This is a genomic window from Janthinobacterium sp. KBS0711 (assembly GCF_000988085.1).
Classification (GTDB): Bacteria; Pseudomonadota; Gammaproteobacteria; order Burkholderiales; family Burkholderiaceae_D; genus Janthinobacterium; species Janthinobacterium lividum_E.
In genome coordinates this window covers 807,078-830,886 of record NZ_LBCO01000024.1, presented here as the reverse complement: position 1 = coordinate 830,886, position 23,809 = coordinate 807,078, and the positions used below count along the sequence as shown (strand labels likewise).

The following is a 23,809-nucleotide window of genomic DNA, read 5'->3' as shown; positions in this document are numbered from 1 at the left end:
ATACCTTGCCATAGCATAATTTGGCGGTAGCTAATCGTCATTGGCAAAGCTGGTGTTATTCATGATTTGTTCGGTAATCTGTTCCAGCAGGGGCCACAGGCGCGCGACGATGTGCCGTGCCCGCTCCGCCTCGTCGGCCGGTTCGCCCGGCGCCAGGGTTTCCAGGTTGTGGCACAGCTCGGCCAGTCCCAGGGCGCCCACGGTGCGCGCCGACGACTTGATACGGTGCCCCAGTTCGCGCACCTGGTGCACGTCGCCGCGCGCCAGGGCCGCATCGATGTCGCCGAAGCCATCCTGTGTGGTCTGCAGGAACTTGAAGGCGAACTTGCGCACTTTCTCCGGGTTGTAGCCCAGCAACTTTGCCAGGATGGACAGGTCGATCACTTGCGGATCGCCCGCCAGGGTGGTCTTGAAGGCGGGCGCGGCGCGGCTGCGCGCCGGTGGCGGCGGCGTCTCGCGCGCCGGCAGCCAGCTGGCGATGGTCTGGTACATCATGGCCGGCTGGATGGGCTTGGAAATGAAATCGTCCATGCCCGCATCCAGGCAGCGCACGCGGTCTTCGCTGGTGGCCGTGGCTGTCATGGCCAGCACGCGCAAGTGCGCCAACTGCGGGTCGGCGCGGATGTGGCGCGTTGCTTGCAAGCCATCCATCAGCGGCATCTGCACATCCATCAGCACGCAGTCGAACTGGGTCTGGCGCAGCAAATCGAGCGCTTCCTCGCCATTGTTGGCCAGGCAGACGGAGGCGCCCGCTTCCTCCAGCAATTCCAGCGCCACTTGCTGGTTGAAGGTATTGTCTTCCACCAGGAGGATGCGCGCATGCTTGAGCGTGCGCATCACCAGGGCCGCATCGGCGCTGGCGCGCATGGCGGCCGCCGTCTGCACCATGCTGTCGAGCATGGCGGGCGCCGCCTGGTCGGAAATGCCCAGGTTGGCCGTGAACCAGAAGGTGCTGCCGGCGCCGGGGCGGCTGTCGACGCCCACGTCGCCGCCCATCAGCTGTGCCAGCTGCTTGCAGATGGCCAGGCCCAGGCCCGTGCCGCCATATTCGCGCGTGGTGGACGTGTCCGCTTGCTGGAAAGATTGGAAGAGCTTGCTCATTTCATCCTGCGACAGGCCGATGCCGTGGTCGCACACTTCAAAGCGCACCAGACAGTGCTTGGCATCCGCCACCACCTTGCGCACTTTCACGGTAATGCTGCCCTGTTCGCTGAACTTGATGGCGTTATTGGCGTAGTTGATCAGCACCTGCCCCAGGCGCAGCGGGTCGCCCACGAGCACGGCCGGCAATTGCGGGTCGATTTCAAACAGCAATTCCAGGTTCTTGCCGGCGGCGCGCGGCGCCACCACCGTCATCAGGGTTTGCACCACGTGGTCGAAGCTGAAGTTGACGCGCTCGATTTCCAGCTTGCCCGCCTCGATTTTCGAGATGTCGAGGATGTCGTCTATGATGCCCAGCAAGTGCTCTCCGGCAAAGCGGATTTTTTCCAGGTAATCGCGCTGGCGCGGTTCCAGATCCGTCTTGAGCGCCAGGTACGCCATGCCGATCACGCCGTTCATCGGCGTGCGGATTTCATGGCTCATGTTGGCCAGGAATTGTCCCTTCGCCAGGCTCGCTTCTTCCGCCACCTGCTTGGCCTGGTCCAGCTGTTCGGTACGCTGCGCCACGCGCTCTTCCAGATGTTCATTGAGTTCGCGCAAGGCGCTTTCGCTGCGCTTGTGATACGTGATGTCCGTCAGGCTGGCCACCACCATGCCCACCTTGCCGTATTCATCGCGGATGGCCTCGGTATTTACGGACAGCCACGACAGGCTGCCGTCGGGCTGCTGCACGCCCATCAGCACGTCGCGCATGGCGACACCCGTGGACAGGGTGATGTGCACGGGGTGGCTGCGCTGGTCGAAAGGGGAACCGTCCTCGTGGATGGCTTGCCACAGGCTGCGGTTGGACTGACTGGCCGGACTGGCCGCCAGCATGCGCTCGGCGGCGGCATTGCTTTCCAGGATGTGGCCGTGGCTGTCCTGCACCACCAGGCCGTTCGTCACGGCGCCGAACACGGACGCCATGCGCTGGCTCGAGTTCGACAGCGCGATCGACGCCTGGCGACGCTCCGTGATGTCGGTGATCATCGCCAGCGTGCCGCCCGGCTCGCCATTGTCCGACTGGATGCTGGTGCTCGACAGCAAGCCCCACAGGCTGGACTGGTCCTTGCGGAAGAAGCGGAAATCGACCTGGTCCGGCTGGCTGGCGAAGCTGCCGTGGCTGGCCAGGCGGCGCTGCATCAGCAGCTGGCTGTCGCGGTCCATGAAGTCGAGCAGGGGGCGGCCCAGCATTTCCTGCACCGTGTAGCCGAGCATGTGCGCCATCTTCGGATTGACGAAGGTGGTCTTGCCGTCCGCATCCGTCATCCAGATGCCTTCGGCGGCCGTCTGCACGATCAGGCGGTAGCGCTCCGAACTGGCGTGCAGCGCTTCCTCGGCGCGTTGCCGCTGCGTCATGTCGCGCAGCGAGACGATGGAAAACACCTGGCCGGCCATGCGCAGCGGCGACAGGCTGACCTTGGCGGGGAAGTGCGTGCCGTCGCGGCGGCGCGCCATCATCACGCGGCCCGGCAGGCTGTGCCGCCCTTGCGGGTCGCCTGCGGATTGGCCGGCCGTGCTTTCCGGCACCAATTGCTCCAGCGACATGCCCGTCAATTCGGCCAGCGGATAGCCGAAGCAGCGCGCGCCGATCTGGTTGGCGTAATGCACCTTGCCCTCGACGTCGGCCACCAGCATGGCTTCCGGCGCCGCTTCCAGCATCGAGCGCATGCGCGATTGCTCATCCTGCTTGCGTTCGCTGATATCGCAGATGATGCCGCTGGCCTGCGTGGCGGCGCCATCCGAGGCGCGTGTCAGCACGGCGCCGCGCGCCAGCAGCCAGCGCCAGTGGCCATCGCTGTGGCGTAATCGGAATTCGCAATTGAAGGTGCCGGGCGCCTGGCCATCCAGATGCTGGTGAAATGCCAGGCTCAGGCGCGCGCGGTCGTCGCGGTGCACTTCGGCCAGCCAGTCGCCCAGGACATGCTCAAGCTTGGCGCTCTTGTCGCCCAGCACGTCCTGGTACTGGGGCGCGAACTGCAGCCGTCCGGACTGGCGCCGCCAGGTCCAGCCAGCCAAGGCCGCGCCGCGCAAGGCTTGCCCGGCATCCTGTTCCGCCAGGGCGTGCGCGGGCAGGAGCAGGCGGTGCAACCGTTGCCGCAGCCGCCAGGCTTGCCAGCAAGCCAGTCCCGCCAGGGCGGTGGCGCTGGCGGCTGCGTACGGCCACAGCAATGTTGGCGCCATGCCGGGTACCGCCGCCTGCACCGGCAACGAAAGCGCCATGCCTGCCGCCAGCATCGTATGAGCGAGCCGGTGCAGCGCAGGGCGCCGAGGGCGTGATGCGCTGAAACTCGTGTGGCTGCAATACGACAAATGCATCCCTTTCTGGGGCATGATGGAACTGGTCTGACAGTGCATGATGCGCGCTCAAATAAACGCCTGCGGCGCTTTCTGGCGGCAACTATAGCATCGAATATTTGCTCGCAGTAGTTAAGTTCTGAAACGGCCAAAACGGGATTTTTTTTGTCCCGGAATGGCTGTTTTTTTCGCGATTTGGTGAGAATTCGTGAGAAAGTTGGCGCGAAATCGTGCTAACGAATCGCGATGTCTGACCTCAAGTAAAACTTCCCGCGAACTGATAGCGGTGCCCGGGATGCCACATGGTGGCGATCGAGGCGATCTTGCCGCCCGAGCGCGTCTGGCGGCGCAGCACCAGGCACGCCTGTTTCGTGTCGATGGCCAGCATTTCGGCGATGTCGCGCGGCGCCGACAGCGCCTCGATGCTGTAGGTGGCGCCTTGCAGGGGCGCGGCGGCCATCAGGTATTCGTTCGGCGTGATGCTGGAAAAATCCTGCGTCATGTAGTCGGGCGCGCACTCGGGATTGACCCAGCGGTCTTCCACCTGGATCGGCACGCCGTTTTCAAAATGCACGATCAGCGAGTGGAACAGCGGGTGCTCGGGCGGCAGGCCGAATTGCTTGGCCAGCAAGTCGGATGCCTTGGTGCGTTCCAGCAATTGCAAGCTGCTGCGGTGGATATGTCCGCGTGCCCGCACTTCATCGGCGATACTCTTGATTTCCAACAAGGTCGCCTGGTATTTTTGCTGCGCCACATAGGTGCCGGAACCCTGGCGCCGCGTCAGCACCTGTTCGCTGGTCAGTTCGCGCACGGCGCGGTTGACCGTCATGCGCGAGACGCCGAATTGTTTTACGAGGGCTTGCTCGGATGGAATCACGTCGCCTTCCTTCCAGCGTCCGGCGGCGATGCCGGCCAGCAGAAAATCCTTGATGCGCTGGAAAATGGGCGTATTTTCTTGTGTATTGTGGTCGTCCAATGCGGTTTCTCCGGGGCGCGGGCAGGGCGCGCCGCCGGCTGGAGGCGCGATGGCCGATTTTAGCACCGAGCACGATGCCTGCCGCCAGCCTTTTTTGAATTCAAAAGCAAGCGCCGGAGTGTGGCGCGCGCGGGTGCTGGCTATGCTGGTGACTTGGAGCCTATCCCAGTAGGGGATGTATTCATCTACTGGGATAGGCTCTTAATATTGACTTGCACGGAGTTCGCCATGGAACACGCTTACCTGACTGACGATGAACGCTGGGATGCCCTGCAGCGGCGCGCGCCCGATGCCGACGGCGTCTTTTATTATTCGGTGCGCACGACGGGCGTGTATTGCCGGCCTTCCTGCGCCGCGCGTCCTGCCTTGCGCCGCAATGTGGCTTTCCACGTCACGTGCGAGCAGGCGGAGGCGGCCGGCTTTCGCCCCTGCCTGCGCTGCAAGCCGAACCTGCCGCCACTGGCCCAGCGTCAGGCGGCCATCGTGGCCGACATTTGCCGGCTGATCGACGCCAGCGACGAGCTGCCCGACCTGGACAGCCTGGCACAGGCGGCCGGCATGAGCCGCTTTCACTTCCACCGCGTCTTCAAGGTGCACACGGGCATCACGCCGAAAGCGTACGCGGCGGCGCGGCGCGGCGAGCGCCTGAAGGCCGGCTTGCAGGGCGCGGCAAACGTCACGGAAACCTTGTATGCGGCCGGCTTCAATTCCAGCGGCCGCCTGTATGCGGCCACGCCCGGTTTGCTGGGCATGACGCCGGGCGCGTTTCGTGCCGGCGGCAGCGGCGCCGTGATCCGCTTTGCCATCGGCGCCTGCTCGCTGGGCGCCATTCTCGTGGCCAGCACGGACAAGGGCATCTGCGCGATTTTGATCGATGACGACCCGGAAGTGCTGCTGCGCGACTTGCAGGACCGCTTCCCCCAAGCCGAGCTGCGCGGCGCGGAAGCCGACTATGAACAGACGGTGGCGCAAGTCGTCGGCCTGGTCGAGGCGCCGGGCCTGGGGCTGGACTTGCCGCTCGACGTGCGCGGCACCGTGTTCCAGCAGCGCGTGTGGCAAGCCTTGCGCGAGATTCCCGCCGGCAGCACGGTCAGCTATGCCGAGTTGGCCCGCCGCATCGGCGCCCCGCAAGGCGCGCGCGCCGTGGCAGGAGCCTGCGCCGCGAATGCGCTGGCCGTCGCCATCCCCTGCCACCGGGTGGTGCGCAACGATGGCGCGCTGTCCGGCTACCGCTGGGGCGTGGAGCGCAAGCAGGCGCTGCTCGAGCGCGAGGGCGAACGGTGAGGGCGCTGGATTGGCACCAGATCGAAGATGAGCTGAATGCGCATGGCTGCGCCGTCGTGCCGGGCTTGCTCGATCCCGCGCAGTGCGCGGCGCTGGCGGCCCAGTACGACGATGCGTCGCGCTTTCGCAGCCGTGTGGTGATGCAGCGCCACGGTTTTGGGCAGGGCGAGTACCAGTATTGGGCGTATCCGCTGCCCGATATCGTGGCCGCCTTGCGCACGGGCTTGTATTCCCCCTTGGCGGCCATCGCCAACCGCTGGCACGCCAGCATGGGCATCGAGACGCGCTTTCCGTCCAGCCACGCCGATTTCCTCGCGCGCTGCCATGCGGCCGGGCAAACCCGGCCCACGCCTTTGTTGCTGCGCTACCGCGAAGGCGATTACAACTGTTTGCACCAGGACCTGTATGGCGAGTATGTGTTTCCGTTGCAGCTGGCCGTGCTGCTGTCGCGCCCGCAAGACGATTTCACGGGTGGCGAGTTCGTGCTGACGGAGCAGCGCCCGCGCATGCAGTCGCGCGCCGAGGTCGTGCCGCTGGCGCAGGGCGACGCCGTCCTTTTTCCCGTTGCGTTGCGCCCCGTGAACGGCACGCGCGGCAGTTACCGCGTGAACATGCGCCACGGCGTGTCGCGCCTGCGCTCGGGCTTGCGTCACACCCTGGGCATCATTTTCCACGATGCGAGCTGAACGGTAGCTGGGGCGCTTGAGTTTCCATGATTACATGGCATGATGGCTGCTCCTTGTCACTCTTTCATTTCCGCCATGTCCGCGTTGCTCCGCCTGTTGTGCCTGTTGACCATTTTCCTGTTGCCCGCAGCCCATGCGGACGATGCCGTGCCCGCGCTCGTTGCGGAGGCCGGGGCCGTCGTGGCGCCGTCGCAAGCTGCGGCCAGGACGGCGCCGCTGATGTTCGCCAACCGCAAGGTATTCGTCTTTCGCGCCGCGCTGGCCGGCTATCCGCCCGACGAGCGTGCCATCGGTGCGCAGCGCCGCCTGGAAAGCGTGCTGGCAAAAAACGGCCCCTTGCAGGCGAGCACGCGCATGATTCCTGAAGGCACGCAAGTGCTGCTCGATGGCGTGCAGCTGTTCGTCGTCGTGCCCGGCGATGTCAACCAGTTGGCTGGCGACACGACGGAAAGCGTGGCGAAAACGGCAGCCGCCGAGCTGAGCAAGGCTGTGTTTGACTATCGCGAGCAAAGCAGCTGGCGCTACCTGGCCATCGCCGCCGCCGTGTGCGCGGCCGCCACCCTCGTGTTCTGGCTCGTGTGGATGGGCTTGACGCGCTTTTACCGCTGGGCCAAGCGCCGCAGCGGCATCCTGCTGGCCTCGCGCCTGCGCGACGTGCGCCTGAAGAATGTGCGCGTGCTCGACGCCGAACATTACATCGCCTTCGCCTACCAACTGCTGAGCGCCGTGCTGTGGGGCTTGCGCCTGATGGCCACCTATCTGTGGGCCGCCTTCGTGCTGGGCCGTTTGCCGTACACGCGTTCCTGGGGCGAAAGCCTGAGCGGCTATCTGTTCGACGTGGCGGCCGACGTCTTCCACGCCATCATCGGCGCCTTGCCGGGGCTGGTGCTGGTGTGCGTGATCTTCGCCATCGCGCGCCTGATCGCCGCCACGGCCGCCTCGCTGTTCAAGCGCGTGGAAAGCGGCGAATTGCAAATCGGCTGGCTCGACAAGGACACGGCCCTGCCGACGCGCCGCATCGCCAGCGTGGTGATCTGGCTGTTCGCCCTGGCCATGGCCTATCCGTATCTGCCCGGCTCGCACACGGCCGCCTTCCAGGGCCTGTCCGTACTGGTCGGCCTGATGGTGTCGATCGGCGCGTCGAGCATCGTGGGCCAGGGCGCCAGCGGCCTGATCCTGATGTACACGCGCGCCCTGCGCAAGGGCGAATATGTGCGCGTGGGCGACAGCGAAGGCACGGTGGTCGACGTGGGCATGTTTGAGACGCGCTTGCGCACGGGCCTGGGCGAAGAGGTCGCCTTGCCGAACGCGTGGGTGATGTCGCAAACGACAAAGAATTACTCGCGCGCCCAGCCCGGCGGCGGCTTCGTGCTCGACTCCACCGTCACCATCGGCTACGCCACGCCGTGGCGGCAAGTGCACGCCATGCTGGAACTGGCCGCCTCGCGCACCACGGAACTTTCCACTTCGCCAAAACCGTACGTGATGCAGCTGGCCCTGCAAGACTATTATGTGCAATACCGCCTCGTCGCCTACGCCAGCGCCGAAGTCCCCCGCCAGCGCGCCGAAGTGCTGAACCGCTTGCACCAGAACATCATCGACGTCTTCAACGAATTCGACGTGCAGATCACGTCGCCGCATTACATCGATGACCCGAAAGAATCGCAGGTGGTGCCGCCGGAGGAGTGGTTCAGGGCGCCGGCGCACAAGCCGGAGGAGGCGGCCAAGTAAGGTCGCGCGACATGATGCTCGGCCATGGCGTTCCGCGCAAATACCAGTGTCAGCCCGTGGTGTCCTGGTGGTATTGGCCAGGCGCAATGCCTGCACGCTTGCGCTAAGATGCCGGCGTTTCCACGAAAAGAAAGAGAACCATGTCCAGCCCATCTCCCACCGACACCTCCCGCACCGTCCGCAGCCTGGCCGCCGCCCTGATCGGCGACCCGTTCTACCGCACCGTCACGGTGGCTTGCGGCGAGGACGAAGCGGCGCGGCTGGCGATGCTGGAAGCGTACTTCGCGCTGGCGCTGGCCGAGGGGGAGCAGGCGGGGCGCGTCGACCTGGCTGACGAGGTGTGCAATGAGGCCGGCAATGGCGCCGCGATCTGGACGACGGATACGCCGGCAGCACTGCGCCAGGCCGCGTATGCGCAGCGCGAGGCAGCGTTGCGCGCGCTGCTGGGGGAGCAGGGCTACGCCCATTTCACGGCCATCGTCGAGAACATGGAGCACGCGCTGGCGCCGCATGGTTTGCAGGATGCGTGGTATCTGTCGATCGCCGGCATCGATCCCGCCGCACAGGGCCGGGGACTGGGCGCGGCCGTGCTGGCGCCTGGCCTGGCGGCCGTCGATGCGGCCGGCGCCGCATGCTTTCTGGAGACATACAACGAGCGCAGCCTGCCGTTCTATGCCCGCCTGGGCTTCGCGGTGGCGGGGCGGTATGGGGAAGCCGTCACAGGTTGCGATTACTGGCTCATGGTACGGAAACCTCACGCTGCCTGATTGACCATTTTGCCAATTTCTATACACTCGTCTTTTCACTTATTTACTTAATTAAAAGACTTGGAGATGGAAATGCCGATCCCGCGCCGCGCCCTGCTCGTTCTCGCCTGCCTGGGCGCCCTTGGCCACGTTCATGCCGACACGGTCATCGACAATGCCAACGGCTATACGCTCGATGCAAACGGCAAGGTGGTGCGCTTCACGGCGCTGGCCTTTGACGATGCGGGCAAGCTCCTCGCCGTCGGCAGCGCCGCGCAGGTAAAACGCAAGGCGGCCAAGGGCGCCACGCATATCGACGTACAGGGAAAAACCGTGCTGCCTGGCCTGATCGACGCGCATGGCCACGTGTTCGGCCTGGGGACGATTGCCAGCGGCGTCATGCTGTACGGTTCCACCTCGCTGCCGGCTGCCGTGCAAGCCGTGGGCGACTTCGCACGCGCGCATCCGCAACGCAGCTGGATCATAGGCAATGGCTGGAACCAGGAGATATGGAAGCTGGGGCGCTTTCCCACGACTTTGGAACTCGATGCGGCGGAAGGTGCGCGGCCCGTGTGGCTGCGCCGGGTCGATGGCCACGCGGGCTGGGCCAACAGCCGCGCGCTGGCGCTGGCCGGCATCACGCGCGCCACGCCGGATCCCGCAGGCGGCAAGATCGTTCGCGACGCGGATGGCAACGCCACCGGCGTGCTGGTCGACAGCGCCATGGACTTGATGGACGCCGTGCTGCCCAAGCCCGGTGACGTGGAAAACCGCGCCGCCCTCGATGGCGCGCTGACGCAACTGTCGCAGGTGGGCTTGACCAGCGTGCACGATGCGGGCATCGGCCAGATGCAGGACCGGCTTTTCCGCGATTATGCGGACCACGGCAAGCTGACGGTGCGCGTGTACGGCATGATTGCCGACACGACGGAAGACTTCGACGCGCTGTCGAAAAGCGGCCCCTTGAACAGCTATGCGCGCGACATGTACGCCTTGCGCGCCGTCAAATTGCTGTCCGACGGTGCCCTGGGCAGCCGCGGCGCGGCTTTGCTGGCGCCGTACAGCGACGATCCCTCTACCAGCGGCCTGCTGTTCTACAAGGATGATGTCATGCGCGCGAAGATGGAAAAAGCCATGCGCGCCGGCTACCAGGTGAACGTGCACGCCATCGGCGACGCCGGCAACCATCAAATTCTCGATGGTTACCAGGCCTTGACCGCGCAATACCGCAGCGTGGGTCTGCGCCACCGCATGGAACACGCGCAGGTGGTGCAGTTGAGCGATATCCCCCGTTTCAAAAGCCTGGGCATCGTGCCGTCGATGCAGCCGACACATGCCACGTCCGACCAGAACATGGCGGAGCAGCGCGTGGGCCACGAGCGCATCAAGGGCGCGTATGCATGGCGTACCTTCCTCAAGCAAGGCTCGCGCATCGCCTGCGGATCGGACTTCCCCATCGAGTCGCCGAACCCGTTCGAGGGCATCCACGCGGCCGTGACGCGCCAGAACAGCGAGGGTTTCCCGGCCGGCGGCTGGTACCCGCAGCAAGCGATGACGGTGACGGAAGCGCTGCGCTGCTTTACCTTGGACGCGGCTTGGGCGGCGTACCAGGAAAAGGTCATCGGCACCCTGGAAGCGGGCAAATGGGCGGACTTCATCGTCGTCGACCAGGACCTGTTCAAGGTGGCACCGGCCGCCATCGGCAAGACGCAGGTGCTGCAGACGTGGGTGGCGGGCAAGCGCGTGTTCGAGAAAAAATAGCTAGTTTTCGCTTGCAAAAATCTGTTGACTTGGTTGTATAGACAACCTATGCTGGGAGCACCAGAGCGGACCACGCATGTCCGCTCGCACCCTACGAGGAGACAGCATGAACAGCACAATGGACACCGATCCACGCTTTGATGCCAGCCGTACCATCCGCGCCCCGCGCGGCACGGTCATGGCTTGCAAGAGTTGGCAGGCCGAGGCGGCCTACCGCATGTTGCAAAACAACCTGGACCCGGAAGTGGCGGAAAATCCGCAGCACCTGGTCGTCTACGGCGGCATCGGCCGCGCAGCGCGCAACTGGGCCTGTTTCGACCAGATCCTCGCCTCGCTGCGCGAACTGGAAGACGACCAGACTTTGCTGATCCAGTCCGGCAAACCGGTGGGCGTGTTCCAGACCCACGCGGATGCGCCGCGCGTGCTGATCGCCAATTCCAACCTGGTGCCGAAATGGGCCAACTGGGAACACTTCAACGAACTCGATCGCCAGGGCCTGTTCATGTACGGCCAGATGACGGCCGGCAGCTGGATCTATATCGGCACGCAGGGCATCGTGCAAGGCACGTATGAAACCTTCGCCGAGGCGGGCCGCCAGCATTTCGGCGGCGACTGGGGCGGGCGCTGGATCTTGACGGCGGGCCTGGGCGGCATGGGCGGTGCGCAGCCGCTGGCCGCCACCATGGCGGGCGCCGTCTCGCTCAATATCGAATGCCAGCAAAGCAGCATCGACTTCCGTCTGCGCACGCGCTACCTGGACAGGCAGGCGGCCAGCCTGGACGAAGCCCTGGAACTGGTCAAATACCATACCGAACGCAAGGAAGCGATCTCCATTGGCCTCTTGGGCAACGCGGCCGAAGTGCTGCCGGAACTGGTGCGCCGCGCCAAGGCGGGCGGCCTGGTGCCGGACCTGGTGACGGATCAGACGTCCGCGCACGACCTGGTCAACGGCTATCTGCCGCGCGGCTGGAGCGTGTCGGACTGGAAGGCGGCGCAGCAAGACCCGCAGCGCCATGCGCGCCTGACGGTGGCCGCCGCCGATTCCTGCGCCGCCCACGTGCAAGCCATGCTCGATTTCCACGCCATGGGCGTGCACACTGTCGACTACGGCAACAACATCCGCCAGGTGGCGTTCGACCAGGGCGTGCAGAACGCCTTCGACTTCCCCGGCTTCGTGCCCGCCTACATCCGCCCGCAATTTTGCGAAGGGCGCGGGCCGTTCCGTTGGGTGGCGTTGTCGGGCGACCCGGAAGACATCTATAAAACGGATGCGAAGATCAAGGAGCTGTTCCCGCACCACAAGCAGGTGCACCACTGGCTGGACATGGCGCGCGAGCGCATCGCCTTCCAGGGCCTGCCGGCGCGCATCTGCTGGCTGGGACTGGGCGAGCGCCACATCGCCGGCCTGGCCTTCAACGAGATGGTGCGCACGGGCGAGCTGAAGGCGCCCATCGTCATCGGCCGCGACCACCTCGATACGGGTTCCGTCGCCAGCCCGAACCGCGAGACGGAAAGCATGAAGGATGGCACGGACGCCGTCTCCGACTGGCCGCTGCTGAATGCCATGCTGAACACGGCCGGCGGCGCCACCTGGGTCTCGCTGCACCATGGCGGCGGCGTGGGAATGGGGTATTCTCAGCATGCGGGCATGGTCATCGTGGCCGACGGCACGGAAAGCGCGGCGAAACGCCTGGCTAGAGTGCTGGTCAACGACAGCGGCTCGGGCGTGATGCGCCATGCCGATGCCGGCTATGAAACAGCGGCCGCCTGCGCCAAGCGCAACAACCTGAACCTGCCGATGCTTAATCCGAAGTGAAAGCAAACATGACACAGCACTCCAAAAGTTGGACCCTGAAACCGGGCGCGATGACTCTGGGCGACCTGCGCGCCGTCTGGGCCGCGCCCGCGAAGCTGATCCTCGCCGCCGAAGCGTATCCCGTCATCGAGGCATCGGCCGCCGCCGTGCAAGCCATCGTCGCCAAGGGCGATGCGGCCTACGGCATCAACACGGGTTTCGGCCTGCTGGCCAAGACGCGCATCCCCGATGAAAAGCTCGAGCAATTACAGCGCAACCTGATCCTGTCGCACTCCGTCGGCACGGGCGAACTGCTGTCGGACGCCGTCGTGCGCCTGATCATGCTGATGAAGATCGGCAGCCTGGCGCGCGGCTTTTCCGGCGTGCGCCCGCTGATCGTCGACACCCTGATCGCCCTGTACAACGCCGGGATCATGCCGGCCATTCCCGCCAAGGGTTCCGTCGGCGCCTCGGGCGACCTGGCGCCGCTGTCGCACATGACCCTGGCCATGCTGGGCGTGGGCGAGGTGCGCGTCAACGGCGAATTGATGGCGGCGCCCGAAGCGCTGGCGCAGGCAGGCATCGCGCCCGTCGTGCTGGCGGCAAAAGAGGGCCTGGCGCTGATCAACGGCACGCAAGTGTCGAACGCGCTGGCGCTGCATGGCCTGTTCATGGCCGAGCGCCTGCTGGAAGCGGCCATGGTCACGGGCGCGCTGTCGCTCGATGCGGCCAAGGGCAGCGATTCCCCATTCGACGCGCGCGTGCACGCCGTGCGCGGACAGCCGGGGCAGATCCTGGCCGCGCAGATGTACCGCCAGCTGGTGGCGCACAGCGCGATCCGCGCCTCGCACCTGGAAGGCGACGAGCGCGTGCAGGACCCGTACAGCCTGCGCTGCCAGCCGCAAGTCATGGGCGCCTGCCTCGATTTGATCGGCAATGTGGGCCGCACCCTGCTGATCGAAGCCAATGCCGTCACGGACAATCCGCTGATCTTCCAGGATGGTCCCAACGGGCAGGCGGAGATCGTCTCGGGCGGCAATTTCCATGCCGAGCCGGTCGCCTTTGCAGCCGACACCCTGGCGCTGGCGATTGCTGAAATCGGCGCGCTGGCCGAGCGCCGCATCGCGCTGCTGATCGACGCCACGCTCTCCGGCCTGCCGCCCTTCCTCGTGCGCGATCCGGGCGTCAATTCCGGCTTCATGATCGCCCACGTGACGGCTGCCGCACTGGCGTCGGAAAACAAATCGCTTGCCCATCCGGCCAGCGTCGACAGCCTGCCCACTTCCGCCAATCAGGAAGACCATGTGAGCATGGCCACGTTCGCCGGGCGCCGCCTGGACGACATGGCGCACAACACGGCCGTCATCGTCGGCATCGAGCTGCTGGCGGCCGCGCAGGGCATCGATTTCCACCGTCCGCTGAAAACCTCGCCGCACCTCGAACATGTACACCAGCAGCTGCGCCAGAAAGTGCCGTTCTTCGACGCCGACCGCTTCTTCGCGCCCGATATCGAAGCGGCCAAGCAGATGGTGCTGCAGGGTGAGTTGAGCAGCAAGTGCAAGAATTTGTTCGCCCCGCTGTACGCCTGAGCGGGCGCAAGGAGACAAGCATGGATTTCCGCTTCAACGAAGGCAGCATCCCGCTGCTCGTGTCGATGCCCCACGTGGGCACCGACATACCCGACGATATTGCCGCGCGCATGACGCCCCAGGCCCTGGTCAAGGCCGACACGGACTGGTATCTGCGCGAGCTGTATGGCTTTTTGCAGGAGATGGATGCGTCCGTGCTGTCGGCGCGCTGGTCGCGCTACACCATCGACTTGAACCGCCCGCAGGAAGACACGAATCTGTATCCGGGCCAGGATACGACGGGCTTGCTGCCCAACGATACCTTCCACCGCGAGCCGCTGTACCTGGCCGGCAAGGAGCCCGATGCGGCCGATGTACAGCGCCGGCTGCAGCGCTACTGGGCGCCGTATCACGCGCAGCTGCGCGCGGAACTGGACCGGCTGCTGCGCGTGCATGGCGCCGTGGTGCTGTGGGATGCCCATTCCATCGCCTCGCGCGTGCCGCGCTTCTTTGACGGCAAGCTGCCCGACCTGAATTTCGGTACGGCCGACGGCGCCAGCTGCGATGGCGGCCTGACGTCGGCCGTGGTCGATATCGCGCGCGCGCAGGATCAATTTACGGTCGCGCTGAATGGCCGCTTCAAGGGCGGCCACATCACGCGCCATTACGGCCAGCCGGACAGCCGCGTGCATGCGATCCAGCTGGAGATGTGCCAGTGCCTGTACATGGACGAGACGGCGCCTTTCGGCTACCGGCCCGACCTGGCGGCACAGGTGCAGCCGCTGCTGCGCCAGATGATGGCAGCGGCCGTGGCATGGGTGGCGCGTTGAGCGGCTGTCTGTTCGCGCGCCACGCGCTGCTGCCGCAAGGCTGGCGCCGCGACGTGCTGCTGGAGTGGAATGCGACGGGCGATTTGACGGCGGTGACGGACAACGCCGCAGCGCCTCTTGGCACGGAAGTGGCCGAGTATGTCTTGCCCGGCATGGTCAACCTGCATTCGCATGCGTTCCAGCGGGCGCTGGGCGGCATGACGGAAGTCGCCGGCGATGGCCCTGACAGCTTCTGGACCTGGCGCGAGCTGATGTACCGCTTCGCGCGCCACATCACGCCGCAGCAAATGGAAACCATCGCCGCGCAGCTGTTTGCCGAATGCCTGCGCCATGGCTACACGGCCGTGTGCGAATTCCACTACCTGCAGCGCGATATGGCCGGCGCACTGTATGCACGTCCTGCCGAAACGGCGGAACGGGTGCTGGCCGCGGCGCGCCTCAGCGGCATCGGCGTGACCATGCTGCCCGTGCTGTACAGCCATGCGGGTTTCGGCGCACAGCCCCTCAAACCCGAGCAGGCGCGCTTTCGCACCGGTGCAGATGATGTCTTGCGCATCGTCGACGCGCTGGCGCCGCAGCGCGGCGGACAGGTGGAGGTGGGCTTTGCGCCGCATTCGCTGCGCGCGGCCGACGTGGCGCAGATCTGCGCAGTGGCGCAAGCGCTGCCCGCGGACAGCCCCATCCACATCCACATCGCCGAGCAGCAGGGCGAGGTGCGCCAGTGCCTGGACTACAGCGGCCGGCGCCCGGTGCAGTATTTGTACGACCAGGTCGACGTCGATGCGCGCTGGTGCCTCGTGCATGCCACGCATGTGCAGCCTGACGAGGTGGCGTTGATGGCCGCCAGCGGCGCCGTCGCGGGCCTGTGCCCGACGACGGAAGCGAACCTGGGCGACGGCCTGTTCCCGCTGGCCGAATTCATCGCCGCCGGCGGGCGTTTCGGCGTCGGCAGCGACAGCCATGTATCCCAGTCGCCGGTGGAGGAATTGCGCTGGCTCGAATATGGCCAGCGCTTGCAGCGCCAGCAGCGCAATGTGGCCGCCACGCCGGATCAACGCCATGTGGGCGACTACTTGTGGCAAACGGCCTTGCAGGGCGGCGCGCAGGCGGCCGGGCGCAAGCTCGGCGCCCTGGCGCCGGGCTGCCGCGCCGACTTGCTGGTGCTCGACGACGCGCATGTAAACCTGTGCGGCGTGGCCATCGCCGATGTGCTGGGCAGCGTACTTTTCTGCGGCAACGACAACCTGGTGCGCGACGTGCTGTGCGGCGGCCAGTGGCAGGTGCGCGATGGGCGCCACGTGGCGCAGGACGCCATCGCCACCGCCTACAAGCGCACCCTGGCGCAACTGAGGGCACTCTGATGGCGACCTTCATCCCGCAGGAATACCTGCGCGCCGCGCCGTGGAAAAACGGCGGCGGCAGCACGACGGAAATCGCGATCGCTCCCCCTGGCGCCGGTTTCGACGATTTTGACTGGCGTATCAGCCTGGCGACGATCACGGCCAGCGGGCCATTTTCCAGCTTTCCCGGCATCGACCGCAGTTTGATGCTGGTCGATGGCGACAGCGTGCAGCTGACGCTGGACGGCGCGCGCAAGGTAACCTTGAGCGCGGCGCAACCGATGCTGTGGTTTCCCGGCGAAGCGGCCGTATTCGCGCAAGTCAAGGGGCCGACGACGGATTTCAATGTGATGACGCGACGCGACCGCTGCCGCCATCAGCTGGAAAAAATCACGGCGCCGGGCAAGTTGGCGCGGCGCAGCGCGGCGACCCTGCTGTTCGTCGCCGGCGAAGGCCACGTGCTGGCGCGCGGTGGCGAGCAGCAGTTCGCGCTGGCCCGCCATGACGCGCTGCTGCTCGACGCCGACGATGCGCCGGACTGGCGGCTCGACGCCTTGCAGCGCACGGCCGTGTTCCGTGTCGACCTGTTCATCTAGGAAGGAAACACCATGCAAGACTGGGATATGGTCATCCACAACGTCCACCTGGCCACCATGGAGCATGGCTATGGCGAACTGCTGGACGCGGCCATCGCCGTCAAGGATGGCCGTATCGCGTGGTTCGGCCCCGGCGACGAGCTGCCGGCCAGCGGCGCGGTGCTGCACGACGGCCAGGGCTGCTGGCTGACGCCCGGGCTGATCGACTGCCATACGCACATCGTCCATGCGGGCAACCGCAGCGACGAATTCGAGGCGCGTCTGAATGGCGCCAGCTATGAAGACATCAGCCGCACCGGCGGCGGCATCATGTCCACCGTGCGCGCCACGCGCGCGGCCAGCGACGACGAATTGCTGCGGCAAAGCCTGCCCCGCGTGCTGGCGCTGCTGGCCGAGGGCGTAACGACCCTGGAGATCAAGTCCGGCTATGGCCTCGACGCGGACAGCGAGGCGAAGATGCTGCGCGTGGCGCGCAGGATAGGAGAGCAGCTGCCCGTGTCCGTGCGCACCACCTTCCTCGGTGCGCACGCGCTGCCGCCCGAGTATGCGGGCCAGGCCGACTCTTATATCGAGCTGCTGTGCGCGCAGATGCTGCCCCGGCTGGCTGGCGCTGGACTGGTCGACACCGTCGACGCGTTTTGCGAGCGCATCGGCTTTACGCCGGCGCAGACGCAGCGCATGTTTGACGCGGCGCAGGCGCTGGGGCTGCCCGTGAAACTGCATGCGGAGCAGTTGTCGGACCAGGGCGGCGCGGCGCTGGTGGCCCGCTACGATGGCCTGTCGGCAGACCACCTGGAATTTCTGTCGGACGAGGGCATCGCCGCCATGGCGCAACATGGCACGGTGGCCGTGCTGCTGCCGGGCGCGTACTATTTTTTGCGTGAAGTACAGCAACCTCCTGTCATGGCCTTGCGCGCGGCCGGCGTGCCGATGGCCGTGTCCACCGATTGCAACCCGGGCACGTCGCCCATGACGTCCTTGCTGCTGGCGATGAACATGGCGTGCACCCTGTGGCGGCTGACGCCGCAGGAAGCGCTGGCCGGCTGCACGCTGCATGCGGCGCGCGCGCTGGGCTTGCAGCATGAAACGGGCAGCCTGGTGGTGGGCAAGCGCGCCGATTTCGCCCTGTGGCGCATCGCGCGCCCGGCCGACCTGGCGTATGCGCTGGGTCTGAACCCGTGCGCGGGCGTGGTGCATGGCGGTGTCTGGCGTGCGCCGGTGGTAAGCTTGCCGGATTGATTATCCGTCCTGGAGCGCCGCGTGCGTGTTGTTTACTCCTTGTCTTACCTGCTGCTGTTGCTATTCTTCGCCGCCGCGCCCGCGCATGCTCAGGATGGCGGCACCCTGAAGGTGGGTTCGAAGCGTTTTACGGAATCGTATATTCTCGGCGAAATCCTCCAGCAGAGCGCCGCGCCGCACGTCAAGGCCGAGCACCGCCAGGGCCTGGGCAACACGGCCATCGTGCTGGCCGCGCTGCAGGCGGGCAGCATCGACGTGTATGCCGAATACATGGGCACCATCGGCAGCGAAATCCTCAAGCACGACAAAGCCATCGACCTGGCGCAGATGCGGCGCGAGCTGGCGGCGCTGGGCCTGGGCGTGGCCGTGCCACTGGGCTTCAACAACACCTATGCCCTGGCCGTGCGCAGCGATGAAAAAACCATCGCCAGCCTGGCGCAGCTGGCGCAGTACCCGGCCCTGACATTCGGCCTGTCGCATGAATTCATCGGCCGGGTCGATGGCTGGCCGGGCCTGGCCGCCCGCTATGGCTTGCCGCAGCGCCCGCGCGGACTCGATCACGGCATCGCTTATGAAGCGCTGGCGCAGCGCCAGGTGGACGTGATCGACATCTATTCGACGGACGCGAAGATACGCCAGTACGGCTTGCGCGTGCTGGCCGACACGCAGCAGTATTTTCCCCGCTACGACGCCATGCTCTTGTACCGGCTCGACGTGCCGCAGCGTTTTCCCGCCGCCTGGCTGGCGTTGCAAGGCTTGCAGGGGCGTATCAGCGAGAGCGACATGATCGCCATGAATGCGGCCGTGGAAATCGATGGCAAGACTTTTTCCGACGTGGCGCGCCAGTGGCTGGCGTCCGGCACGCAGGCGAACAAACCGGCCGCCGCGCGCAGCAAGCTGCTCGATAAAATCATCGGCGACGATTTGTGGACCCTGACGCGCCAGCATCTGACCCTGGTGCTGCTGTCGGTGGCATTGGCGTGCGTGATCGGCATTCCGCTGGGCGTGCTGGCGGCGTTTTCGGCGCCGCTGCGGCAAACGGTGCTGGCCTTCGTCGGCGTGCTGCAGACGGTGCCCTCGCTGGCCCTGCTGGCGATATTGATTCCGGTGCTGGGCATGATCGGCACGGTGCCGGCGCTGGTGGCCCTATTCGTGTATGCCTTGCTGCCCATCGTGCGCAACACGTGCACGGGCATCTTGCAGGTGCCGCAAGGCTTGCGCATGGCGGCGCTGGCGCTGGGCTTGAACAAGCGCGACCGCCTGCTGCACGTGGACTTGCCGCTGGCCTTGCCCGTCATGCTGGCGGGCGTGAAAACGGCGGCCGTGATGAGCGTGGGCACGGCCACCATCGCCGCCTTCATCGGTGCGGGCGGCTACGGCGAACGCATCACCATCGGCCTGGCGCTCAATGACAACGACATGCTGCTGGCCGGCGCGATCCCCGCAGCCGTGCTGGCCCTGCTGACGCAAGGCTTGTTCGAGCTGGTGGAGCGCTGGGCCGTGGCCGGCCGGCAGCACTGATGGCGTCACGGTTACAGCGAGTGCAGTTTGGAGCGCACCGAGACGACGGCCTGGTGCAGGATGCGTTCGGCCTGGAAGTCGTTCTCGCGCTGTTCGGCGATGGCTTGCAAGTCGCGCGTGTAGCGCTCCAGGCGGGAGCGCAGGTAGGCGCGGTAGATTTTCATGACGAGCGGTTTGGCAGAGACATTCATGATGTGGCTCCCAGATGCGTAACGATGCGTTCATTTTGTGTGAGCGGAATGCTGCCACTTTGTGCCATATCAAATGCCATGACCCCGTCAAATTGGCGCGTTTGACATTGCACAATGCTCCCAAGGCCGAAGATGCCACACTGAATTTTCCCTGCTCGCCTGATCATCATCAGCCGCGGGCCCCTGATTCCCTCAAGCATATTCAAGGAGCGTCGCATGGTCATTTTTGCCGTGGTTGCTGGCTGCATCGCCTGCCTGACAGTGTACCAAATCTATAGAAAATCGCAGGGTGGCAGTGGGGTTGCGCAACAACATATCGGCTTGCACGGCACATTGATTGAACCACGGAAATAATCAGTGTCATCCCAGCGACACCTGGTGACACTTGGTTAGCGGATTTAAGTCAAATGTAAGGCCCGGTAAGCAAATGTAAAGGTCTGCGCTATCGCGAGCGGCAGCGTTTATATTGATAACCGTTGATTGCATTCTCCCCCTCCCACTTGACAATGGGTTCTGCCCCGCGGTGCCGCTAGCCCGCGGGGATTTTTTTGGAACTTACGCTTACAGTTCCCTCATCAGACCGATGTTGGCGTGCCTGCCGACAATTGCGTCAAGGCATCGCCAGCGACGCGGCAGATGCGCCAGTCCGGCATCACGTCCGCGCCCATGCCCTTGTAGAAGTTGATCGCGTTTTCATTCCAGTCCAGCACCGACCATTCGAAGCGGCCGCAATCGCGTTCGACAGCCAGTTGCGCCAGCGCCACGAGCATCTGTTTGCCATAACCCTTGCCGCGCACCGATTGCTTCACGTACAGGTCTTCCAGGTACAGTCCCTTGCGGCACAGGAAGGTGGAAAAATTATGGAAGAACAGGGCGAAGGTCACTACTTCTCCATTTTCCTCGCCGACCAGCGCTTCGCACGCGGGATGGGCGCCGAACAGGCTGTCGTGCAGCATGGATTCCCTGGCGATCATCATGTGTTCGAGTTTTTCAAACACGGCCAGTTCATGGATCATGCCGAAGATGGCGGCCACGTCGGATGCGGTCGCGGGACGGATGGCGAGGGAGGAAGAGGTGCTCATGTTGCCTTTGCTGATGGAGTGGTGGAAAGGGAAGCAATGGTATTCGTCTTGCGCGCGCCCGACGTCAGGGCCCAGGCCACGCTGGACAGGCACAGCACCATGCCCACCCATTCGATGGCGGCGGGCCGGTAGTGTTCGAACTGCACCGACAGCAGGACGGAAATGACGGGCGTGACGACGCCGATATACACGGTCTTTTGGGTGCCGATGCGGGCGATTAACGTGAAATACGCGCTGAAGGCGATCACCGAGCCGAAGATGGCCAGGTACACCAATCCCATCCAGTAACTGGGGCGCGTGGGCAGCTGCCAGGACTGGCCCGTGGCGATGGCCCAGGCGGCCACCATCAAGGTGCCCCACAGCATGGTCCAGGCCATGGTCAGCATCACGTTGCCCGAATGTTCGCGCACTTTCATGACGAGGGCATTGCCTGCCGTGCTCGACACGGTAGCCACCAGCGCCAGGATAAAGCCGAGCAGAAAATGGCCATTGCCGCCGCCCAGAATATCTTGCAGCGCCGCGCCGATGGACTGGTAAAACAGCAGCACGATGCCGCAGATGGCGACGAATGCCGCGCAGCAGGTGCTCCAGGTGATCTGTGTGCCGAAGGCGATGCGGTTGAGCAACGGCGTCCAGAACACCATCAGCGCGAACAGTACGCTGACGAGGGCCGAGACCAGGTATTGTTCCGAGCTGTAGGTGCACACATAGCTGAGGGCAAACGAGGCCAGGCCTTGCAGCAGCATCCATTTTTGCGCGCGCCAAGGCAGGCGCAAGCGGTCGCCGCGCACGGCGCACCAGGCAAACAGGGTGGCGGACGCGAGGCCGAAACGGTAGACCACGGAAACGGCGGGGGCGACATCGCCCAGCTGCAAGGTGATGGCCCAGAAGGTGGAGCCCCAGATCAGGCAGGCAATGATGAACAGGAGAGGAGAGGACATCGCGCAAGTATACGGGCATCGCGCGGGGATGGCGAGTGCGGTCGAGTTTGCTCAATGTGTCGTCAGGAGACAGCCAGGATTGAGCCAGCGCAGTGCTTCTGGAAAATGTTGAATTTATGAAAATATTTACTTTATTATCAAGTAAATATTTTTCCGATTGCATCTTTGAAGGGGACCGCCATGCCAGCCTCACTGCAGATCAAAGTATGGAGCGTGCTTGTGTATGTGGTCGTGACGGCGGTGATTGCCATCTGGCTGCACCCTTCAGTCTTGCTCGCTGCCGGCGCATTCGGCTGAGCGCATGCGCCGGGAAGCGGATCAGTGCGTGACGCGGGTCTTGCGGCCGTCGGACAGCAGGCGCACGCGCTCGCCCGGGCGGAACAGTTCGTCCGCGTCTTGCACGATGGCGCGCATGTCGCCGTTGTCCAGGCGCACGGTGATTTCCAGGCCGGGCTTGTTCGAGGCATTCGCTTCGATGCTCTTGCCGGCCATGCCGCCCGCGACGGCGCCGAGGATGCTGGCTGCGATGGCGCCCTTGCCGCCACCGACTGCCGAGCCGGCCACGCCGCCCAGCGCCGCGCCTGCCAGCACGCCCGTGCCCGTTTCGCCCTTGTCGATGGTCACCTGGCGTACGGATTCAACCGTACCCATGCGTACCGATTGTTCATTTTGCGCCTGGCGCGCATTGTAGACATTTGCCGAGTTCGGTTGTACGGCGCAGCCGGCCAGGGTGGCGAGCAATGCCACTGCAATAATTGGTGCTTTCATGTGGGACTCCCTTGGACAAAAGTTGGTTGCCGATTGCGTCGACCGGCAGATGATGACTTATCATAAGGACACTTGCTGCAGATAACTAGTTACGAATGGTAAAAATCTGTTACCAGCTACACGTAACCGCTTGCCGCTCAATACGCCAACCGCAGGCGCCGGTATAAAAATCCCAGCACGAACAGCGGCCCCACCAGCAAAAAGCGCAAGTCGTCGAGGAACGACGGTTTCTTGCCTTCGATCTGGTGGCCGATGAACTGGCCTATCCAGGCCAGCACGAACAGCGCCAGCGACACGGGCAGGATGGTCAGCGCCGGCATGAGCAGCAACAGGCCCAGCATGGCGGCCAGCATCGCCAGCATGCCCGCCGCAAACGGGCGCGACAGCTTATAGTAATAGTATAAGGCCAGAATACTGCCGAGCAGCGCCACGCTGGGATGTACGCTCCACAGCAGCCCCAGCAAGCTGAAAACGATCAGCGGCACGCACACGATGTGTACCCATTCATTGACGTGGTTGCGGTGGCTTTCGCCATACTGGGCCAGTAGGGTGTCGATGGTGCGCATGGGCGGTCTCGTGTGTGGGAGAAAGGTTGTGCGGGAATTCTACACCGTCGCGTGGCCGGGTAAAATGGCCCTTCGTTTTCCCTTCCGGACATCTCATTTGAATAGCCCAGCCTTCTTGCCAGACGTTGCCGCCGACCCGCGCAAGCGCTGTTTCGCTCCCGTCGTCGACGCCGGCACGCGCTTGCTGATACTGGGCAGCCTGCCCGGCGAAAAATCGCTGGCGCACAGCCAGTACTATGCGCATCCGCAAAACAAGTTCTGGATGCTGCTGGGCGAGGTGCTGGGTGTGGATTTGAAGAGCCAGCCCTATGAGGAACGTCTGGCGACCTTGCTGGCGCACGGCGTGGGCTTGTGGGACGTGGTGGCGCAGGCGCAGCGCACGGGCAGTCTGGACAGCAATATCCGCGACCGCGACGATAACGACCTGGTGGCCCTGGCCGCCAGCCTGCCGCGGCTGCGGACGATCGCCTTCAATGGCGGCACGGCCGCGAAGCTGGGCATCAAGGTGCTGGGCGAACACGCCCAGCGCTACCGCATCGTCAGCTTGCCGTCGAGCAGCCCGGCTTACACGCTCGCGTATGGCGCCAAGTTGCTGCAATGGAAAACACTTCAGCCCTTGTAAAGCTTACGCCGGCGCGTACGGCTGCGCTTCCAGCGGCTGTCCCTTGGCATCGAATTTCAGCGCCACGGACAGTTGCGTCACGCCGATGGTGGCCAGCGCGTCGCAGATGTCGTCGACTTCGTCCTGCA

General features: G+C 64.9%; 20 protein-coding genes. 13 read left to right on the top strand and 7 right to left on the bottom strand.

Going from position 1 to position 23,809, the window contains the following annotated elements; genetic code table 11:
- Positions 1–30: 30 nt before the first annotated feature.
- The gene (locus VM94_RS16340) at positions 31–3,363 is read right to left on the bottom strand and encodes a PAS domain-containing hybrid sensor histidine kinase/response regulator (protein WP_046684348.1); all 3,333 of its coding nucleotides are present in this window, start codon (positions 3,361–3,363) and stop codon (positions 31–33) included.
- Between the two features lie 331 nt (positions 3,364–3,694).
- Positions 3,695–4,414 carry a histidine utilization repressor gene (gene hutC, locus VM94_RS16335; protein WP_046684347.1) on the bottom strand — a complete coding sequence of 240 codons (720 nt, stop codon included), beginning with the start codon at positions 4,412–4,414 and terminating at the stop codon, positions 3,695–3,697.
- A 228-nt stretch (positions 4,415–4,642) separates the two neighbouring features.
- Between hutC and ada the strand changes: the two genes are divergently transcribed.
- From ada to VM94_RS16275, 12 genes are all read left to right on the top strand, one after another.
- Positions 4,643–5,698 (top strand): bifunctional DNA-binding transcriptional regulator/O6-methylguanine-DNA methyltransferase Ada, encoded by a 1,056-nt coding sequence (gene ada / locus VM94_RS16330; RefSeq protein ID WP_046684346.1) that lies wholly within the window; start codon positions 4,643–4,645, stop codon positions 5,696–5,698.
- Positions 5,695–6,384, top strand: a complete 690-nt coding sequence (locus tag VM94_RS16325) for a 2OG-Fe(II) oxygenase (protein ID WP_046684345.1) — start codon at positions 5,695–5,697, stop codon at positions 6,382–6,384. Before ada ends, VM94_RS16325 begins: the two co-directional genes overlap by 4 nt.
- Positions 6,385–6,459: 75 nt before the next feature.
- A complete protein-coding gene (locus VM94_RS16320) occupies positions 6,460–8,115 on the top strand; it encodes a mechanosensitive ion channel family protein (RefSeq protein WP_046684344.1) in 1,656 nt (551 codons plus the stop codon).
- A 140-nt stretch (positions 8,116–8,255) separates the two neighbouring features.
- Positions 8,256–8,882 (top strand): GNAT family N-acetyltransferase, encoded by a 627-nt coding sequence (locus tag VM94_RS16315; protein WP_046684343.1) that lies wholly within the window; start codon positions 8,256–8,258, stop codon positions 8,880–8,882.
- A gap of 72 nt (positions 8,883–8,954) precedes the next feature.
- Positions 8,955–10,622 carry an amidohydrolase gene (locus VM94_RS16310; RefSeq protein WP_082127779.1) on the top strand — a complete coding sequence of 556 codons (1,668 nt, stop codon included), beginning with the start codon at positions 8,955–8,957 and terminating at the stop codon, positions 10,620–10,622.
- 106 nt (positions 10,623–10,728) lie between these two features.
- Complete coding sequence (hutU, locus tag VM94_RS16305; RefSeq protein WP_046684341.1) at positions 10,729–12,438, top strand: urocanate hydratase; 1,710 nt, start codon at positions 10,729–10,731, stop codon at positions 12,436–12,438.
- A gap of 8 nt (positions 12,439–12,446) precedes the next feature.
- On the top strand, positions 12,447–14,006 hold the full coding sequence (hutH, locus tag VM94_RS16300) for a histidine ammonia-lyase (protein ID WP_046684340.1): 1,560 nt from the start codon (positions 12,447–12,449) through the stop codon (positions 14,004–14,006).
- A gap of 20 nt (positions 14,007–14,026) precedes the next feature.
- The gene (gene hutG, locus VM94_RS16295) at positions 14,027–14,815 is read left to right on the top strand and encodes an N-formylglutamate deformylase (protein ID WP_046684339.1); all 789 of its coding nucleotides are present in this window, start codon (positions 14,027–14,029) and stop codon (positions 14,813–14,815) included.
- Positions 14,800–16,176, top strand: coding sequence for a formimidoylglutamate deiminase (locus VM94_RS16290; RefSeq protein WP_046684338.1), 1,377 nt, complete (start codon positions 14,800–14,802; stop codon positions 16,174–16,176). The genes hutG and VM94_RS16290 overlap by 16 nt, the downstream gene beginning before the upstream one ends.
- A complete protein-coding gene (locus VM94_RS16285; RefSeq protein ID WP_046684337.1) occupies positions 16,176–16,751 on the top strand; it encodes a HutD/Ves family protein in 576 nt (191 codons plus the stop codon). Before VM94_RS16290 ends, VM94_RS16285 begins: the two co-directional genes overlap by 1 nt.
- A 12-nt stretch (positions 16,752–16,763) precedes the next feature.
- Positions 16,764–17,990 (top strand): imidazolonepropionase, encoded by a 1,227-nt coding sequence (hutI, locus tag VM94_RS16280; protein ID WP_046684336.1) that lies wholly within the window; start codon positions 16,764–16,766, stop codon positions 17,988–17,990.
- Positions 17,991–18,011: 21 nt separating this feature from the next.
- On the top strand, positions 18,012–19,511 hold the full coding sequence (locus VM94_RS16275; protein WP_409929620.1) for a glycine betaine ABC transporter substrate-binding protein: 1,500 nt from the start codon (positions 18,012–18,014) through the stop codon (positions 19,509–19,511).
- A gap of 11 nt (positions 19,512–19,522) precedes the next feature.
- Here VM94_RS16275 and VM94_RS16270 read toward each other — a convergent pair whose 3' ends face one another.
- The 5 genes from VM94_RS16270 to VM94_RS16245 form a co-directional block, all read right to left on the bottom strand.
- On the bottom strand, positions 19,523–19,702 hold the full coding sequence (locus tag VM94_RS16270) for a hypothetical protein (RefSeq protein WP_034746290.1): 180 nt from the start codon (positions 19,700–19,702) through the stop codon (positions 19,523–19,525).
- A gap of 575 nt (positions 19,703–20,277) precedes the next feature.
- On the bottom strand, positions 20,278–20,784 hold the full coding sequence (locus VM94_RS16260; RefSeq protein ID WP_046684334.1) for a GNAT family N-acetyltransferase: 507 nt from the start codon (positions 20,782–20,784) through the stop codon (positions 20,278–20,280).
- On the bottom strand, positions 20,781–21,725 hold the full coding sequence (locus tag VM94_RS16255; protein WP_046684333.1) for a DMT family transporter: 945 nt from the start codon (positions 21,723–21,725) through the stop codon (positions 20,781–20,783). Before VM94_RS16255 ends, VM94_RS16260 begins: the two co-directional genes overlap by 4 nt.
- Before the next feature lie 318 nt (positions 21,726–22,043).
- A complete protein-coding gene (locus VM94_RS16250) occupies positions 22,044–22,493 on the bottom strand; it encodes a glycine zipper 2TM domain-containing protein (protein WP_046684332.1) in 450 nt (149 codons plus the stop codon).
- Between the two features lie 137 nt (positions 22,494–22,630).
- Positions 22,631–23,059: an Mpo1 family 2-hydroxy fatty acid dioxygenase gene (locus VM94_RS16245; RefSeq protein WP_046684331.1), complete on the bottom strand. Its 429-nt coding sequence runs from the start codon at positions 23,057–23,059 to the stop codon at positions 22,631–22,633.
- Between the two features lie 97 nt (positions 23,060–23,156).
- Here VM94_RS16245 and VM94_RS16240 point away from each other — a divergent pair, with 97 nt between their 5' ends.
- Positions 23,157–23,681, top strand: a complete 525-nt coding sequence (locus VM94_RS16240; RefSeq protein ID WP_046684330.1) for a DNA-deoxyinosine glycosylase — start codon at positions 23,157–23,159, stop codon at positions 23,679–23,681.
- Positions 23,682–23,809: the final 128 nt, after the last annotated feature.